Here is a 17,983-nt window from a genome sequence, read left to right on the forward strand (position 1 = left end):
CTAACTAATTATAAATGAAATATGAAAAATAAATTACTTTGGTTTTTAGCTGTTTTCACTGTTTCGTTTTATTGGGCTTCATTTGCTCAAAAGAGCAATCACGATACTTTACATAAAATTGAAGTTAAGCCCAAATTAAAACCATATCCGGTTGCTCCATTTAAGGATACACTTTTCTTTATCTACAATAAAGTTGGTTCATTTTCTGCCGAAAACCGGGCACATGCCATTACAGAAAAAATTAGAAAGCTTTATGAAGATTCTTTTTTCGAACAAGATTCTATTTTAGTCGTTCCTTCAGATCTGTCACAAGATATTATTTATAAAAATGATTTTATTATCATGTCGATTCTTGAAGCCGATGCAAAAGCAGAAAATCAAACAACTGCTTTTATTGCAAAACGGAATTTAAATATAATAAAGAAAGCAGTAATTTATCAAAATGAAAATTATTCACTGCTTCCAAAAAGACTTGGATATACGGCATTGTTGATTTTAATTATTGGTATAATTTTATATGTAGTCGGGAAAATTTTTAACAGAATAAAATTATACATCTTAAAAAACAGCGACAAGTATTTTAAGGGTGTCAGTTACAATAATATAAATTTTTTATCGCCTCAAAGACAGCAGTCATTATTAATGCGATTGTATGGCTTTATAAAAATTGCAGCCTTAATTTTTATCGTTTATCTTTCGCTTCCTGCCTTATTCAGTATTTTTCCTGCCACTGAAAATTATACCAAAACATTGCTGCACTGGATTCTTTCGCCTGCAAAATCGACGTTAATGGGCTTTATTCGATTTTTACCAAGTTTAGTTACTATAATCGTTATAATTTTCATTTTTAAGTATGCAATAAAAGTCATTAAGTTCTTTTTTGACGAAATAAAACAAGAGAATATCAAAATTGATGGTTTTTACAGCGATTGGGCAATGCCTACCTTTAATATCATCAGATTATTGCTTTTTGCTTTTATGATTGTAGTTATATTTCCCTATCTTCCCGGTTCAGATTCTCCTATTTTTAAAGGTGTTTCAGTGTTTGTCGGGGTTTTATTTTCTTTAGGTTCATCAAATGCCATAGCCAATATGGTAGCCGGATTAGTTATTACTTATATGCGTCCGTTTAAAATTGGCGATTTTATAAAAATTGGCGATGTAAGCGGTGAAGTAATAGAAAAAACAGCTTTAGTAACCCGAATCAGAACTCCAAAATTTGAAGATATTACCATTCCCAATTCAACTGTTTTATCTAGCACTTCAACCAATTTTTCTGCTAATACGAAACAAAACAATAATGGTTTACTAATACATACAACAGTAACAATTGGTTACGATGTTCCGTGGAAAGACATTCATAAAGCATTAATAGATGCCGCTCTAAAAACAGAAATGACTGAAAAAGAACCAACACCTTTTGTACTCCAGACAAGTTTGGATGATTTTTATGTTTCGTATCAAATCAATGTTTACACAAAAGAACCAACAAAACAGCCTAGAATTTATTCATCACTCCATCAAAATATTCAGGATTCTTTTAATGCTGCCAGAATAGAGATTATGTCACCTCATTACAGTGCTTTAAGAGATGGAAACACTACTACAATACCGCCAGATTATCTAAATGATGATTATGAACCTTCATTTTTTAATATTAAGAATAAAAGTTAGTCTCTTTTTGTAAGATGTTGAAAATGTGAATATAATCTTAACTTTTTTGGCTCATTTCTTTGAAATTCAATTTATTAAAATTAATTTTATGTTCATTTTTTGAACACTCTTACATTTTTATTGTAGAAAATGTTTTATAAAATGCAATAAAAGAGATATATAAGTGTTTTATTAAAATTGAAATACCCATTCAATATTATTAATTTTTTAAGTATCAAAACAGACAAACCAAAACAGATGATTATGAAAAGCAATAAGCTAAGTCAGGAACAAAGTGTACAGGTGTTCTCTAATATGATATCTAATAAAGTTCATAACGGATTCACACTAGAAGAGAGAAATGATGAGTTACTTTTTGCTGTTCTTTCCAAAGGAGGAAAAGTAGTTAACCACAGTTTAAATTTCATGATTTTTTGTTTAACCCTCGGATTATGGTCATTTGCGTGGCTTTATCTAACATTTGAGGCTTCAAAACAAAAAAAGGTATTAGTTGCCATTGACGAAGATGGTTTCCCTTTCGAAGAAAAATGTTTAGTTGCTTAGCAGCTTAAATTTCAAAATTAAAAAATTCCAAATTCCAGATATGATTAATAAGTCATCGGAATTTGGAATTTTTATTTTTAGTCAGCTAAGCTCTAAAAAAAGCTTAGTATCTCACAGAACCTTTTCTATAATTTATCTTTCAAATAAACCCCAGTAACCGATTCTTTAACCTTAACTATATCTTCGGGAGTTCCGGCTGCTAATAAATGACCGCCGTTTTCACCGCCTTCCGGGCCTAAATCTATAATCCAGTCGGCACATTTAATCAGGTCAAGATTATGCTCAATTACAATTATCGAATGTCCTTTTTCGATTAAAGCATCAAATGAAGCTAAAAGCTTTTTAATATCATGAAAATGCAGTCCAGTTGTTGGTTCATCAAAAACAAACAAAGCTTTGTCTTTTGTAGCACCTTTTACTAAAAAGGAAGCCAGTTTAATTCGCTGTGCTTCACCGCCTGAAAGGGTAGAAGAAGATTGCCCTAATTGTACATATCCTAAACCTACATCCTGTAGAGGTTGTAATTTTTGTGTGATTTTAGATTGTTTGTTTTTTTCAAAAAAAGCAATTGCATCATCAATAGTCATGGTAAGGACATCGTTGATGTTTTGATTATCAAAAGTCACTTCCAGAATCTCTTTTTTAAATCGTTTACCGCCGCAAGTTTCACAAGGCAGCGAAACATCGGCCATAAAGACCATTTCAACGTTTATAGAGCCTTCTCCTTTACAAGTTTCGCATCGGCCGCCATCAACATTAAAAGAGAAATGTTTTGCCTGATAACCTCTTATTTTGGATAATTTTTCTTTGGCGTATAAATCACGGATATCATCATAAGCTTTTATGTAAGTAACTGGATTCGATCTAGAGCTTCTTCCAATAGGATTTTGATCTACATATTCGATATGCTTAATCTGCGAAAAAGAACCTGAAAGTTCACTAAACTGACCTGCTTTTTCGGCTGCATTCTCCAGTTTTTTCTGCATGGCAGGAAATAAGATCTTTTTAATCAAAGTACTTTTTCCGCTTCCTGAAACTCCGGTTACAACTGTTAAAATATCAAGAGGAAAAGTAACATTGATATTTTTCAGGTTGTTTTCTCGGGCACCAATTATATCAATATGATTTTTGAATTTTCGTCTTTTCTTTGGAACAGAAATTTCAAGATCGCCGTTCAGGTATTTAGAAGTAAGCGAATCTGATTTTAAAATTTCAGGATAAGTTCCCTGAGCAACTAGCTGGCCTCCAAAAGTTCCGGCTTCCGGGCCAATATCAATAATCATATCAGCTGCTTTCATGATGTCTTCATCATGTTCTACCACAATTACGGTATTTCCTAAATCACGAAGTGAAAGGAGAACTTTTATCAATCGTTCTGAATCTTTTGGATGCAGGCCAATACTTGGTTCATCCAGAATATACATTGAGCCCACTAAACTGCTTCCTAAAGAAGTAGCAAGGTTTATACGCTGTGATTCTCCTCCAGAAAGTGTAGAAGAATTTCTATTTAAGGTTAAATAATCTAAACCAACTTCGGTTAGAAATGACAAACGATTGTTGATTTCTACCATTAAACGCTTTGCGATCTGCTGTTCGTATGGGTTTAATTCCAGATTTTTAAAAAATGTAACCAAATGCTTAATAGGAAGATCTACTAAATCTGAAACCGTTTTTCCTCCAATTTTTACGTATGAAGCTTCTTCGCGTAAACGTTTCCCACGGCAGGCGTGGCATTTTGTTTTCCCGCGATAACGAGAAAGCATCACACGGTTTTGTATTTTATAATTTTTCTCTTCTAATTCTCTAAAGAAATCATTTAATCCCTGAAAATATTGATTTCCAGTCCAGATTAAATCTTTTTGACTTTCTGAAAGTTCAAAATAAGGCTTATGAATTGGGAAATCGAATTTATAAGCGTGTTTAACCAATTCGTCTTTATACCAGCTCATACTGTCGCCGCGCCAAGGATAAATAGCACTTTCAAAAACAGATAAAGAAGTGTTTGGAACTACAAGATCAGCATCAATACCAATAATATTTCCATAACCTTCACAAACAGGACAAGCTCCATAAGGATTATTAAAGCTGAACAAATGTACGTTTGGTTCCAGAAACGAAATTCCGTCTAATTCAAAATTGTTAGAATAAGAAAATCTTTTATCTGTACCCACTTCTTGCAGGTAACAAATTCCTTTTCCTTCAAAAAATGCTGTTTGTACAGCATCTGAAAGACGGTTGTAAAATTCTTCTTCTTCCTTAACTACAATACGGTCAATAATTAAGAGAATATCCTTATTGTCTAATTCATGAATGTTTTCTGTAGAAAATTCATCTAAACGAACCATTTCATTTCCAACCAAAATACGTGCAAAACCCTGCTGCAAAAGTATTTTTAGTTTATCTTCAAGCTGTCGTCCTTCTTCTAAATGAATAGGAGCAAGAAGAAGCCATCTGCTGTCGATTTCGAGCGTTTTAACATCAGAAACAACATCTGTTACAGTATTTTTTTTGACTTCCTGACCTGAAATTGGCGAATAAGTTCTTCCAATTCTGGCAAATAAAAGTTTAATGTAATCGTATATTTCTGTAGAAGTTCCAACCGTTGAGCGGGCATTGGTTGTATTTACTTTTTGCTCAATAGCAATTGCAGGAGCAATCCCTTTTATATATTCAACTTTTGGTTTATCTAAACGTCCAAGGAACTGACGTGCATATGATGACAAACTTTCAACATAACGACGCTGTCCTTCGGCATATAAAGTATCAAAAGCCAAACTTGATTTTCCCGACCCCGAAAGCCCTGTAATAACAACGAGTTTGTTTCGCGGAATGGCAACATCTACATTTTTTAAATTATGTACTTGTGCGCCCTTTATTATAATATTTTGCTTTGGGTCGAGTGTAGAAAGATCAATTTGCATAAAAAAAGTCAATTTTTACAAAAGTAATCAATTTTAAGCAGAGTTTTGTTAAGGATATTGTTCCAAATCTTAACAGAATTACCATGTTAACATCTGATTATAAGCAGACATTTTTTTATTGAAAATTTGTTATTTCATTGTAAAAATATCCTACTTTAGAACTGTTTTAGTACTATTTTAATATCCTGACCAAATTTTGAAAACTAAACTATCTACCTTACTGCTTTTAATTCATTTCCTGATGTTCTCTCAGGAATTTCCACCCATCGTAAAATATTCGCCTTCTGTTTATGGAGCCGGAAATCAGAGCTGGATGATTTCGCAGGATCATAATAATTATTTGTATTTCGCTAATAATGACGGATTGTTAGAATATAACGGAACAAGCTGGCAGTTATATCCGGGGCCAAACGAAACCATTATTCGATCTGTAAAAGTGATTGGCAATAAAGTGTATACGGGCAGTTATATGAATTTTGGTTTCTGGACGAGACAAGCAGACGGGAAGCTAAAATATACTTCGCTGAGTGACAGTATAAAAAATAAAATTTTAGATGATGAACAGTTTTGGAATATCCTAAAATATGATCATTGGATATTGTTTCAGTCTTTAAACCGAATTTATATTTATGATACCAAAATGATGCAGTTTAAAATAATTGCACCCAAAAATGGTGTTGTAAAATCGTTTGCTTCAACCAATGCTATTTATTTTCAGACTTTAAAAGAAGGACTTTTTGAAATAGAAAGCGGTAAAGCCAAATTAGTTTCAGATGATCCGATTTTGAAAAAATTTACCGTTGCCAATGTTTTTGCAGCAGATGAAGGCTTGATAATCCAAACACAGTTAGACGGAATACATAAACTTACGGGAAACTCATTAAGCCGTATAGTGACAGATGTTGATGCCGAATTAAAAGCAAGTTTTGTTTACAGCAGCCAGCGTTTACAGGACGGCAGTTTTGCTTTAGGAACTGTTTCAAACGGGATTTTTATTTTGTCTGATAAAGGAAAACTGAAATATCACCTGACACAGAGCAAAGGTTTGAGCAATAATACTGCTTTATCTCTTTTTGAAGATAAAGACCAAAATTTATGGACGGGACTCGATAACGGAATAAACTGCATCAATATGCAGTCGCCGGTGCGTAGTTTTACCGATGATTCGGGTGTTTTAGGAACCGTTTACGCATCTGCAATTCATAACGGAATGCTGTATATTGGAACCAATCAGGGATTGTTTTGCAAACCAAGTCAAAGTAATTCTGATTTTAAATTTATAAACGGCACAAAAGGGCAGGTCTGGTCTTTAGCAGTTTATGATGATACGCTTTTCTGCGGACATGATTCGGGAACTTTTGTAGTGATAAATGATATTGCCAAAAGTATATTTTCGGCTTCAGGAACCTGGAAATTTGAACCGGTTCCGGGAAATAAAAACCAATTACTTCAGGGAAATTATTATGGTCTATCGGTTTTAGAAAAAACAGGAAATCAGTGGGTTTTCAAAAATAAAGTACAGGGATTTGATTATTCATCGCGTTATTTTGAAATAGGTGATAATCTCGAAGTATATGTAAGTCATGAATACAAAGGGATTTTTAGATTAAAACTGGATTCGTCTTTATCAAAAACACAAGGATTCTATACGTATAAAAGTCCCGATAAAGGAAAATATGCGAGCTTAACAAAATTCAATAATTCGATTTATTACGCTTATAAAGGCGGTATTTTTAAACTAAACCCAAAAACAAAACAGTTTGTAAAAGACAATGTATTAAGCTCTATTTTTGAAAAAGACGAATATACATCGGGTAAATTAATTGTTGATAATTCAAACAAAATCTGGCTGTTTTCTAAAAACTACATTCATTATTTCTCAGCCAGTAAATTGAGCAGTCAGTTAAAAGAAAATATAATACCAATTCCGTCTTCGCTGACCAATTCGATGTTAGGATATGAAAATATCACCCAAATTTCAAAATCGACTTATTTAATAGGAACTACAGACGGATATTATACGCTTAATATTGATGATCTGAGTTTTAAAAATTACAATGTTTTTATTACTGATATTATGACTAATAAACAAAATGAAACCTTTAGAAATGCTGCGATTTTTAACGAAGGAAGTTTTAAGTCTGATGAAAATAACATTACCCTGAATTATACAGTTCCGGAATACAATAAATACATCAATTCTGAATATCAATATCTGCTGGAAGGCTTTCAGAATGAATGGAGCGAATGGAGTACAAAAGCAACGGTGAATTTTAAAAATCTTCCTCCGGGAAAATATACTTTTAGAGTCAGGGCAAAATATGCCAATGTAATTTTGCAAAATCCGGCCTCATATACATTTGTGGTTTTAAAACCGTGGTATTTAACTAATCTGGCTTATTTTATTTATTTTCTTTTGATGCTTGCAATGGCTTATTTTATTAATAAGGCGTATCGAAACTATTATCAAAAGCAGAAAGAAAAACTTATTGAAGAAAACAACCTTTTATTAGAGATTAAAGAGCTTGAAAACGAACAGCAGTTAATGAAACTTCGCAACGAACAGCTTTCTCAGGATGTAGATAATAAAAACCGTGAACTGGCAGTTTCTACGATGAGTTTAAACAGTAAGAACGAATTACTGGCTTTTATTAAAGAAGATTTGAAAAAAACAGCTCAAAATGACAGTTCAAATATTAAATCTGTAATTAGTACCATCAATAAAAACATTACCGAAGAAGATTCGTGGAATGTGTTTAAAGAAGCTTTTGATAATGCCGATAAAGATTTCCTTAAACGAATAAAACAAATGCATCCAGCCTTAACGCCAAATGATCTGCGTTTGTGTGCTTATCTCAGATTGAATCTTTCATCTAAAGAAATTGCTCCAATGTTTAATATTTCGGTACGAAGCGTTGAGATAAAACGATACCGTTTGCGAAAAAAGATGGATTTGCAACACGAAATCGGTTTAGTAGAATATATTCTGGCTGTATAGTAATCCCAAAATCAGTATAAAATACCTATACATTACCACAACATTATGGTTTTATTAGGAATTTAAGAGGGAAATGTTAACAAAATTAACATTCTGAAATTGTAGTTATTTGGTGCTTTATTTTATCATATCCTGAATTTAGGCTTTGTTTTTTTATGATGTATGTTTTTTGTTGAGGTTAATTTTATCGTTTTAATAAGAGGAACAAATAAATTTAACTTTCAATAAAAACTAACTAATTATGAAATCCAAATTATTACTAACAGTACTATTACTGTTTACATCTTTTGCATTCTCGCAGAACTTAGATGTATCAGGAACGGTATTAGATGCTTCTGGTTTATCATTGCCAGGTGTAAATGTAAAAGTTAAAAATTCGTCTAAAAGTACAACCACGGACTTCGACGGATCTTTTAAACTAACCGATGTTCCAAAAGGAACTGTAATTGTTTTTAGTTATATTGGTTACAGAACACAGGAGGCTGCTGTTTCTGGAACTAAAATGACAGTTAAAATGAGCGACGATGCTAAGTCACTTGATGAGGTCGTTGTTATTGGTTACGGTACTCAGAAAAAAAGAGAAGTTACCGGGTCTGTTGCTGTTGTAGACAGCAAAACACTAGATGTTTTGAAACCAGCCAGAATCGAGCAGGCTCTGCAGGGAACTGTTTCAGGAGTGAATGTAACGACGCAGTCAGGAGCGCCGGGTGCACCGCTTGATATTCGTATTCGTGGTATAGCCACAAATGGTGAAAACAGACCAACGGTTATTATTGACGGTTATGTTGGAGATTTAGGACTTTTAAATCCTAATGATATAGAAACCATTACAGTTTTAAAAGATGCTCAGGCAGCAATCTACGGTACAATTGGTGCAAACGGAATCATTTTGGTTACTACTAAAATGGGGAAAAAGAATTCTCAAACCAGAGTTTCATTTAATAGTTATGCAGGTTTTCAGCAGACTTCAAGAAAACTGCCTACTTTAAACGCTACAGAATATGCACTGCTTTTAAATGAAAGTTATGCAAATGGAGGAAGACCACTGCCTTATCCAAATGTGAGTTCACTAGGAAAAGGAACAAACTGGCAGGATGAAGTTTTTCAAAATGCTCCAATTATCAATAACGATTTAACAATTTCCGGCGGATCTGATAAAATTACTTATTCTATCAGTGGTTCTCATTTAGATCAGGAAGGTATTGTGGGAGGCGACAAATCTGGATTTTTAAGAAATACAGCCAGAATTGGTCTAGGTGCAGATTTAAGCGATAAAATTAAATTAAAGACCAACGTTATTTATACCTATTTTACAAGAAATACATTAAATGAAAACGGATTAGGATCTGTTCTTTTTAACGCTTTAAACGTTCCGGCAACATTAAGTCCGTATGATGCAAACGGCGATTTTACTCTAGTGCCGAGTACAGCAGGTTTAGGAACCGAAATTATTAATCCTTTGGCGCAGATTGCTAATACTTACAATGATTATAATTATAAAAAATTAAACGGAAATTTTGGTTTAGATTATAAAATCTTCAAAGGATTTACCTTATCGAGTTCTATAGGTTTTAATACGTCAAACAGTGAATCAAAAACGTTTAATAAACAAATAAGCTACGGCGGAAAAGTTTTTGATGTACAAAGAAGCTCAGTTACACAAGGAGCTGTAAATGATAACAATTACTCATTTGACCTTTTTGGTACATACAATGCAAAAATTGCACAATCTCATAATATTACAGGAACAATTGGAACAACCATTTTTAAAGAATGGGGGAATGGCTTGACAGCAACTGGTTTTGATGTGCCTAATAATGTTTGGGAAAATGCCGATATCTCTTTAACAAAAGGAACTTCAGAAACACTTACCAATAGTTCTTATGTTTACGATCAAAGAAGACTTTCTTATTTTGGAAGATTACAATACGATTACAAAGGAAAATATCTACTTTCTGCTATGTTAAGACGTGATTCTTCTACAAAATTCGGACCTGGAAACAAAGTAGGTTACTTCCCTTCGTTTACAGCTGGATGGGTAGTTTCTGACGAAAGTTTCTTTGGACAGCCTAAATTTGTAAACTTCCTGAAATTTAGAGCGAGTTACGGAACTTTAGGAAATGACCAGATTCCTAACTACGGTTATTTAGGATTATTAAATGGAGAAGCTACTTATATATTTAATGGAGCTTTAGTAAACGGAACAGCAAACGGGCAGGTGCCAAATCCAAATTTGAAATGGGAAGAAGCTCAGAAGTTTGATGTTGGTTTAGACTTAAAAATATTAAATGACAAAGTTTTCATCGTTGCTGATTATTTTATTGATACCAGAAAAGATTTATTGATTCCTAATATTCCGGTTTCAGGTATTAACGGTACTGGTGCGCCAGGTGCGAGTGCACCGACTTTAAATGCTGGAACAGTTAAAAATTCAGGTTTTGAATTCTCTATAGATTATAAAGATAAAATATCTGATGCACTGACTTTCAGCGTAGGTTACAATGTTACTTTCCTTAAAAATAAAGTTACTGAAGTGAATAACGGAACAGGATTTATTGAAGGCGGTGCATTTGGTGTAGGACAGCCTGCTCCTTCAAGAATGGAAGTTGGTAAACCGATGGGGTATTTCTATGGATACAAAACTGACGGAATTTTTCAGACTCAGGCAGAAGTTGACGCACATCCATCTCAGGTGGCTTTAGGAGCAAATGCTGCGCCTGGAGACATTCGTTATGTTGACTTAAACGGAGACGGTGTAATTGATACAAAAGATAAAACGGATATTGGTAATCCAATTCCAGACGCTACAATGGGTTTCAATCTGCAGTTAAATTACAAGTCACTTGATTTCGCTGTATTTACATTTGCATCAGTAGGAAATGATATGGTGCGTAACTACGAAAGAACACTTTCTGATGCCAATCGTATAAATTATGTTTTAGACAGATGGACAGGACCTGGGACAAGTAATTCGACGCCAAGAGTAACAACAGGAGCAACATCAAATAATGTTTTTTCAAATTATTTTGTAGAAGATGCTTCTTATGTAAGAATTCAAAATGTACAGCTTGGTTATACACTTAATCCGGAAATATCAAAAAGAGCAGGAGTATCTAAATTAAGACTTTATGCAGGAGTAAATAACCTTTACACATTTACAAAATACAAAGGTTTTGATCCAGGTGCTTCAAATGGAGCTCCAATTGGAGGAGGAATCGATTATGGTTTCTATCCAATCCCAAGAACCTATTTAATGGGCTTAAACATTAATTTTTAATTTCAGTTAAAATGAAAAAGTATTTATTTATTTCCACTATAACACTGGTTTTATTCTCGACCGTACTAACATCATGTTCGGATGAGTTTGTAGATCCAAAACCAGAATATTCTATCGATGCTGAGAATTACTTTAATTCTAAAGAAGAATATGACAATGCATTAATTGCAGCTTATGATTTACTGCAGTCTTCTTATGTAAATGTTTTATTAGGAGAAATTGCTTCAGATAATACACTTTGCGGAGGAGAAAGCCCAACCGATGTAATTGGTTTCCAGCAGATCGATGATATGATTCATACACCTGTAAACAGTAATTTAAGAGATATCTGGAATTGGATGTTTGCCGGTGTTCAAAGAGCAAATTATATCCTTGAATTTCAAAATAAAACAGATTTTCCGGGAAGAACCCAAGTCATAGCAGAAGCACGTTTTTTAAGAGCGTATTATCAGTTTGAGTTAGTAAAATGGTTTGGAGGTATCCCGATGAAAGGAGATGCGAGATTTAAAATTGGAGATGAAAAAATAATTCCCCGCTCATCAGTTCAGGAAGTGTACGCTTCTATTGAAGCCGATTTGATTTTCGCATCTGCTAATCTGTCTCCAAATGCAGCGCAGCAGGGACGCATAACAAAAGGCGCTGCTCAGGCATTATTAGGAAAAGCCTATTTGTACCAAAATAAATTTGCTCAGGCTGCAGCTTCACTTGATGCTGTAATTACTTCTGGGAAATACAAATTGGTAACAGATTATAATGCAATGTTTGAAGCAGAAGGAGAAAACGGAACAGAATCTGTTTTTGAAGTGCAGTATACTGATGTTGAAGGAGCAGGATTTGGATGTTTACAATGTAGTGAAGGAAACGTAGCTGTTGGTTTTAATGGTATTCGTAACTATTCTGGGCCTTTATTCTCTTCTGGATACAGCTTTAATATTCCAACTCAGGAATCGTATGATGCATTTAAAAGCGGAGATAAACGCAAAGATGTAGCTATTTTAGATATTAATGCATGGGCTTTGGCTAATGCTTCTTATGATAACGGAAACGGTATCACATTCGGAAAAGGAAATGAAGATACAGGTTTCTTCAATAGAAAATATCTTCCAAGAAAAAGAAGCAAAGATGCAGCTGGAGATTTGAATTTAACAAATCCAAACAACTACAGAGCAATCCGTTATGCAGATGTACTTTTAATGGCAGCAGAAGCGTATAACAGAGGAGGAATTGATGATGGAAAAGCAAGAACATATTTAAATGAAGTAAGAAGACGTGCTTTTGGGGATACAAATCATGATATTGCAACTTCGGGAGCGGCTTTGACTGATAATATTTTAGAAGAAAGAAGAGTTGAGCTTTTTGGCGAAGGACATCGTTTCTTTGACTTGGTTAGAACTGGTAAAGCTGCCGGAACTATCCCTGGCTTTAAAGCGAATAAAAACGAATTATTTCCACTTCCTATTGAAGAAATTCAATTTGCTAACGGAAACTGGGCACAAAATCCTGGATACTAAAAAACATCAATTATGAAAAAAATACATTTTATTATAAATTTTTTCGTTTTGGCAGTACTCATAGGCTGTGCAAACGATGACTTAGATATTGATTTAGACGGAATAGCTGCCCCGGCAAATATTTCGGTCTTAACAACAGTTACGCAGGATAATACCGGAAAAGTTACCTTCCTGCCAAAAGGTGAAGGTGCAACGCAGTTCAAAATTAGTTTTGGCGACGGAACACCAGACTCTGATTACATAGGAGTTGGATCGACAGTTTCTCACGTTTACAAAGAAGGCGTTTATAAGTCAAAAATTATTGCATCAGGACTTAGCGGCAAAACAGCTGAAATAGAGAAAGAAGTTGTTGTTTCTTTTAGAGCTCCGGAAAATTTACAAGTTGTTGTAACAAATGATAAATTGGTTTCTAATAAAATAACCGTTACAGCAACCGCTGATTTTGCCTTGTTTTATGATGTCTATTTTGGAGAAGCAGGACATCCTGATCCAGTTTCAGCTAATAATGGAGAACCAGTTTCGTACACTTATCAGGCTGCAGGAGTTTATACAATTAAAGTTGTTTCTAAAAGTGCAGCTATTAAAACAACTGAGCACACAGAAGAAGTTACAGCAAAATTAGTATTGAACCCAACTACATCTGCACCGGCACAGCCAGGCAGACAAGCAGGAGATGTTATTTCAATTTTCAGCTCTAAATACACAGATATTGCAGGAACTAATTTTTATCCAAACTGGGGACAGTCAACAGGATTTGCTGAATTTGATTTAGATGGAGATAAAATGTTGAACTATACAAATCTAAACTATCAGGGAATTGCGCTGGCAGATAATGTTACGATTGATGTTTCAGGAATGGAATATCTTCACATGGATATCTGGACAGCAGATTTAGATAAACTGGCAATTTTCCCAATTAGTAAATCAAACGGAGAAAGAAAGGTTGTAAAAGATCTTACAGCAAACCAATGGACTAGTATAGACATTCCTATTTCAGACTTTACAAGTCAGTCTGGTTTTACAGTTGCTGATATTTTCCAATTAAAATTAGATGCTGTTACGGCAGGAAAAAGCGTTTATATTGATAATATTTATTTCTATAAAACAGCTGCTGAAACAATAGGACTGCCAATTGACTTTGAATCTGCAGCTTTAACTTACGCTTGGGGCGGATTTGGAAATGTAGATGCTTCAGTAGTTACAAATCCTAATAAAACTGGATTAAATGTTTCTAATAAAGTAGTGAAGATAGATAAGAAAAATGGAGCAGAAACCTGGGGAGGAGCAAGCTTAAATCTTGAAAATCCATTTGATGGTACAAAAGGAACTAAAGTAAAAGTAGCAGTATGGTCGCCAAAAGTTGGAGCCCCAATATTATACAAAATGGAACTTTCTACATCACCAAAAGACGGTAATGGAAATCCAACGGTTAATTTTGAGGTACAGGTGCTTACAACTGTTGCCAATGCCTGGGAAGTCCTGACATTTGATCTTACAAGCGCTGCTTCTTTTAACAGCAGTATAAAATACGACAGAGTAATTCTATTCCCTGATTTTGGTAAAAACGGACTAGGAGAAACGTATTACTTTGATGATATAAAACAATCCAATTAAAACAAGAAATCATGAGCAAGAAATTAATTATAAAGATAGTATCCCTATTTACGATTCTCTTGATGACGGGTTGTCAGAAAGACGATTTTACATTCGGATCAATAACTACACCATCTAATTTAAAGGTAACAGCCGAAATTGTTGGTAAAACAGCTGATGCTCCTTATGGAGACGGATCTGGAATAGTAAAGTTTGCTGCAACAGCAGATAATGCTATTTCGTATAAATATGTTTATCCAGACGGGACTTCTGATAATGCTCCAAGCGGAAAAATCTCTAAAAGATTTACCAAAACAGGAGTTAACACCTATACCGTAACTATTGTTGCAACAGGAGCAGGAGGAGTAGCAACAAATACAACAATCGATGTTGAAGTAAAAAGTGATTTTAGCGACGATCAGGCCGTTCAATTGCTTACAGGCGGATCTTCTAAAAAATGGTATTGGGCTGCCGGAGAACCAGGACATCTTGGTGTAGGTCAGAACGATGGCGATGCAGAGAAAAACTTCTTCCCTAATTACTACAGTGCAGGAGCATTTGAAAAAGCAAATTCACCAAACAGCAGCTGTTTATACGATAACGTATTGACATTCTCTCTTGATGGGGATCAGCTTAAATTCCAATTAGATAACGGCGGAGCAACATTCTTCAATAAAGATTTTGGAAGCGTTGCAGGAGCATCTGGTTTATCAGAAGACATGTGTTTAAGCTATAACACTGGTGCTGCAAAAACAGTTTCATTAAGTCCTTCTGAATCTGTAATAATGAATAATCCAAAACATGCAGAGCAGACAAGAGGTACAACAATGAACTTCTCTGACAATGGATTTATGGGGTACTATATTGGTCAAAATTCTTATGAGATTTTATCACTTACTGCTAACCGTATGGTTGTAAGAGCAGTAATGGGCGGAAATCCGGCATTGGCATGGTACCATACCTTTACAACTACGCCTCCAAATCAAAATCCAAATCCATCAACGGATTATACAAACCTTGTATGGCAGGACGAATTTAATACAGACGGAGCGCCAGATCCTGCAAAATGGGTTTATGATTTAGGAAGAGGCGATAACGGCTGGGGAAATAATGAAAAACAAAATTATACCAGTTCAGCTTCAAACATAAAAGTACAAGGCGGAAGCTTAATTATTACAGCTAAAAAAGAAGCTTCCGGCGGAGCAGATTATTCTTCGGCAAGACTTAAATCAGATGGAAAATATTCTTTTACATATGGTAAAGTTGAGGTTAGAGCAAAACTTCCTTCTGGCGGCGGAACCTGGCCGGCTATCTGGATGCTTGGGCAGAATTATGCAACAAAACCATGGCCTGCCTGCGGAGAAATTGATATTATGGAACACGTAGGAAACAATCAGAACGTGATTCACGGTACATTTCATTATCCGGCACGTTTTGGCGGAAACGCAGATACAGCATCGAAAACAATTCCAAATGTATCTACAGAGTTTCATGTTTATAAAACAATCTGGAGTCCGGAATCTATCTCAATTTATGTTGATGATACACTGATTCATACACTGGCAAATACTGCATCATTACCTTTTAACAGCAGCTTTTTCTTGATTTTAAATGTTGCAATGGGAGGTAATTTAGGAGGAGCTATTGATGGTGCTTTTTCACAATCTTCTATGGAGGTTGATTATGTTAGAGTATATCAATAAGTTGAGTTAATTAATTAGTAATTCTGAGAAGGTCAGTTTCGGCTGGCCTTCTTAATTAAAAAAAGAATATGAATAAAATAGTTTTACTGCTGTTAATCTGTAGTTTTTCGTATGCACAGGAAACAAAAAGAAAATTAGTCTGGGAAGAAAATTTCAGTAAAAAAAATATAAACGAAAAAGACTGGAATTTTGAACTTGGCGACGGCTGTCCAGATTTATGTGGTTACGGAAATAATGAAAGACAGATTTATACCAAAACAAATCACGAAATAAAAGATGGAAATTTAATTATTGAAGCCAGGAAAGAAGGAAATATATATACTTCGACCAAAATTACTACAAAAGGCAAAAAGGAGTTTAAATACGGCAGAATTGAAGCAAGGGCAAAACTGCCAATCGGACACGGTTTATGGCCGGCATTTTGGATGCTTGGAGCTAATATTGATGAGGTAAAATGGCCAAAAACAGGTGAAATTGATATCTTAGAATATATAGGCAGAGATCCTCATATGGTTTATACAACCCTGCATACGCAAGACAGCCACGGAAATACAATCAATACAAAACGTACAGAATTTCCAAATATTGAAGAAGGTTATCATGTATATGCCATTGAGTGGAACAAGGACAAAATTGATTTTTTTGTTGATACAACTTTAGTTTACACCTTCAATCCAGAAGTAAAAAATGAAGATACATGGCCTTTTGATAAACCATTTTATATCATTGTAAATTTGGCAATTGGAGGCAATTTTGGAGGTCCGGAAGTAGATGATTCTGTGTTACCGCAAAAATATTACGTAGATTATGTACGAGTTTACCAATAAAAAATAATACCTTAAAATTTCAGTAATAAAGCAGGTGTAAGTAGTTTAAGTGATTAATTGTAAGTTATTTACATCTGTTTTTTAAATATTGCAAATAGTTTTTTTAAATCCATTTTTTTAACTATTTTTAATGAAATAAAACTTTGCAGTAAAAAACTTAACGATTTATTGTTAATTATTATTGTTTTTGTTTGCTTTTTAAAATAAATATTTGTTAAATTTGGTCACAATATTAACATAACTCAAAAAAGAGATCCGCCTATAAAATAAAATTACTTTTTAGAATTACTCCAAATTATTAAAACTAAAAAAGTAGTATTATGGCTGATCTGCATACTCCAGACGCTCTATTAGTAAAAAATTATGTTGAAGGCAGTGAAGCTGCTCTTGCAACATTAATTAAAAGGCACGAATCTAAGATATATGGTTTTATATATTCTAAGATTGCTGATAGAGACATTTCAAATGATATTTTCCAAGACACTTTTATTAAAGTGATAAAAACATTAAAAAGCAATTCTTATAACGAAGAAGGGAAATTTCTTCCGTGGGTCATGCGTATTTCACACAATTTAATTGTGGATCACTTTCGCAAAACCAAAAAGATGCCAATGTACAGAGAAACCGAAGAGTTTTCAATATTCTCAATTATGTCTGATGATTCGCTAAACATCGAAAGCAGAATGATTGTCGATCAGGTTGAGGTGGACTTAAAAAGACTAATTGAAGAACTTCCTGAAGACCAAAAAGAAGTTTTGGTAATGAGAATGTATCAGGACATGAGCTTTAAAGAAATATCAGAATTAACAGACGTAAGTATCAATACAGCATTAGGAAGAATGCGTTATGCGTTGATGAATTTGAGAAAAATTATCGACAAACATCAAATTATTTTGACCAACTAATACTATTTTGAAAATTAGCCCGTTATACTAT

Annotated in this window: 10 protein-coding genes; 9 read left to right on the forward strand and 1 reads right to left on the reverse strand. The window is 34.1% G+C overall.

All coding sequences use genetic code 11. From position 1 onward, the window contains the following. Positions 1-21: 21 nt before the first annotated feature. Positions 22-1,674, forward strand: coding sequence for a mechanosensitive ion channel family protein (locus tag FJOH_RS12610; RefSeq protein ID WP_012024493.1), 1,653 nt, complete (start codon positions 22-24; stop codon positions 1,672-1,674). Positions 1,675-1,917: 243 nt separating this feature from the next. Further along, positions 1,918-2,217, forward strand: coding sequence for a hypothetical protein (locus tag FJOH_RS12615; protein WP_044047707.1), 300 nt, complete (start codon positions 1,918-1,920; stop codon positions 2,215-2,217). Between the two features lie 125 nt (positions 2,218-2,342). On the opposite strand, the gene uvrA is transcribed toward FJOH_RS12615, so the two are convergent. Next, positions 2,343-5,138: an excinuclease ABC subunit UvrA gene (gene uvrA / locus FJOH_RS12620; RefSeq protein WP_012024495.1), complete on the reverse strand. Its 2,796-nt coding sequence runs from the start codon at positions 5,136-5,138 to the stop codon at positions 2,343-2,345. Positions 5,139-5,334: 196 nt separating this feature from the next. Here uvrA and FJOH_RS12625 point away from each other — a divergent pair, with 196 nt between their 5' ends. The 7 genes from FJOH_RS12625 (at position 5,335) to FJOH_RS12655 (ending at position 17,952) form a co-directional block, all read left to right on the forward strand. Further along, a complete protein-coding gene (locus FJOH_RS12625) occupies positions 5,335-8,136 on the forward strand; it encodes a triple tyrosine motif-containing protein (RefSeq protein ID WP_235023082.1) in 2,802 nt (933 codons plus the stop codon). Positions 8,137-8,377: 241 nt separating this feature from the next. Further along, complete coding sequence (locus FJOH_RS12630; protein ID WP_012024497.1) at positions 8,378-11,413, forward strand: SusC/RagA family TonB-linked outer membrane protein; 3,036 nt, start codon at positions 8,378-8,380, stop codon at positions 11,411-11,413. Positions 11,414-11,424: 11 nt separating this feature from the next. Continuing rightward, the gene (locus tag FJOH_RS12635) at positions 11,425-12,924 is read left to right on the forward strand and encodes a RagB/SusD family nutrient uptake outer membrane protein (protein WP_012024498.1); all 1,500 of its coding nucleotides are present in this window, start codon (positions 11,425-11,427) and stop codon (positions 12,922-12,924) included. Positions 12,925-12,936: 12 nt separating this feature from the next. Then, positions 12,937-14,538: a hypothetical protein gene (locus FJOH_RS12640; RefSeq protein WP_012024499.1), complete on the forward strand. Its 1,602-nt coding sequence runs from the start codon at positions 12,937-12,939 to the stop codon at positions 14,536-14,538. A gap of 11 nt (positions 14,539-14,549) precedes the next feature. Next, positions 14,550-16,220 carry a glycoside hydrolase family 16 protein gene (locus FJOH_RS12645; protein WP_012024500.1) on the forward strand — a complete coding sequence of 557 codons (1,671 nt, stop codon included), beginning with the start codon at positions 14,550-14,552 and terminating at the stop codon, positions 16,218-16,220. 68 nt (positions 16,221-16,288) lie between these two features. After that, positions 16,289-17,047 carry a glycoside hydrolase family 16 protein gene (locus FJOH_RS12650; RefSeq protein WP_012024501.1) on the forward strand — a complete coding sequence of 253 codons (759 nt, stop codon included), beginning with the start codon at positions 16,289-16,291 and terminating at the stop codon, positions 17,045-17,047. Between the two features lie 320 nt (positions 17,048-17,367). Next, entirely contained in the window at positions 17,368-17,952 is a 585-nt protein-coding gene (locus tag FJOH_RS12655) for an RNA polymerase sigma factor (RefSeq protein WP_012024502.1), read from the forward strand. Positions 17,953-17,983: the final 31 nt, after the last annotated feature.

Origin of the sequence: Flavobacterium johnsoniae UW101, assembly GCF_000016645.1 — a bacterium.
In the GTDB taxonomy this organism is placed as follows: domain Bacteria; phylum Bacteroidota; class Bacteroidia; order Flavobacteriales; family Flavobacteriaceae; genus Flavobacterium; species Flavobacterium johnsoniae.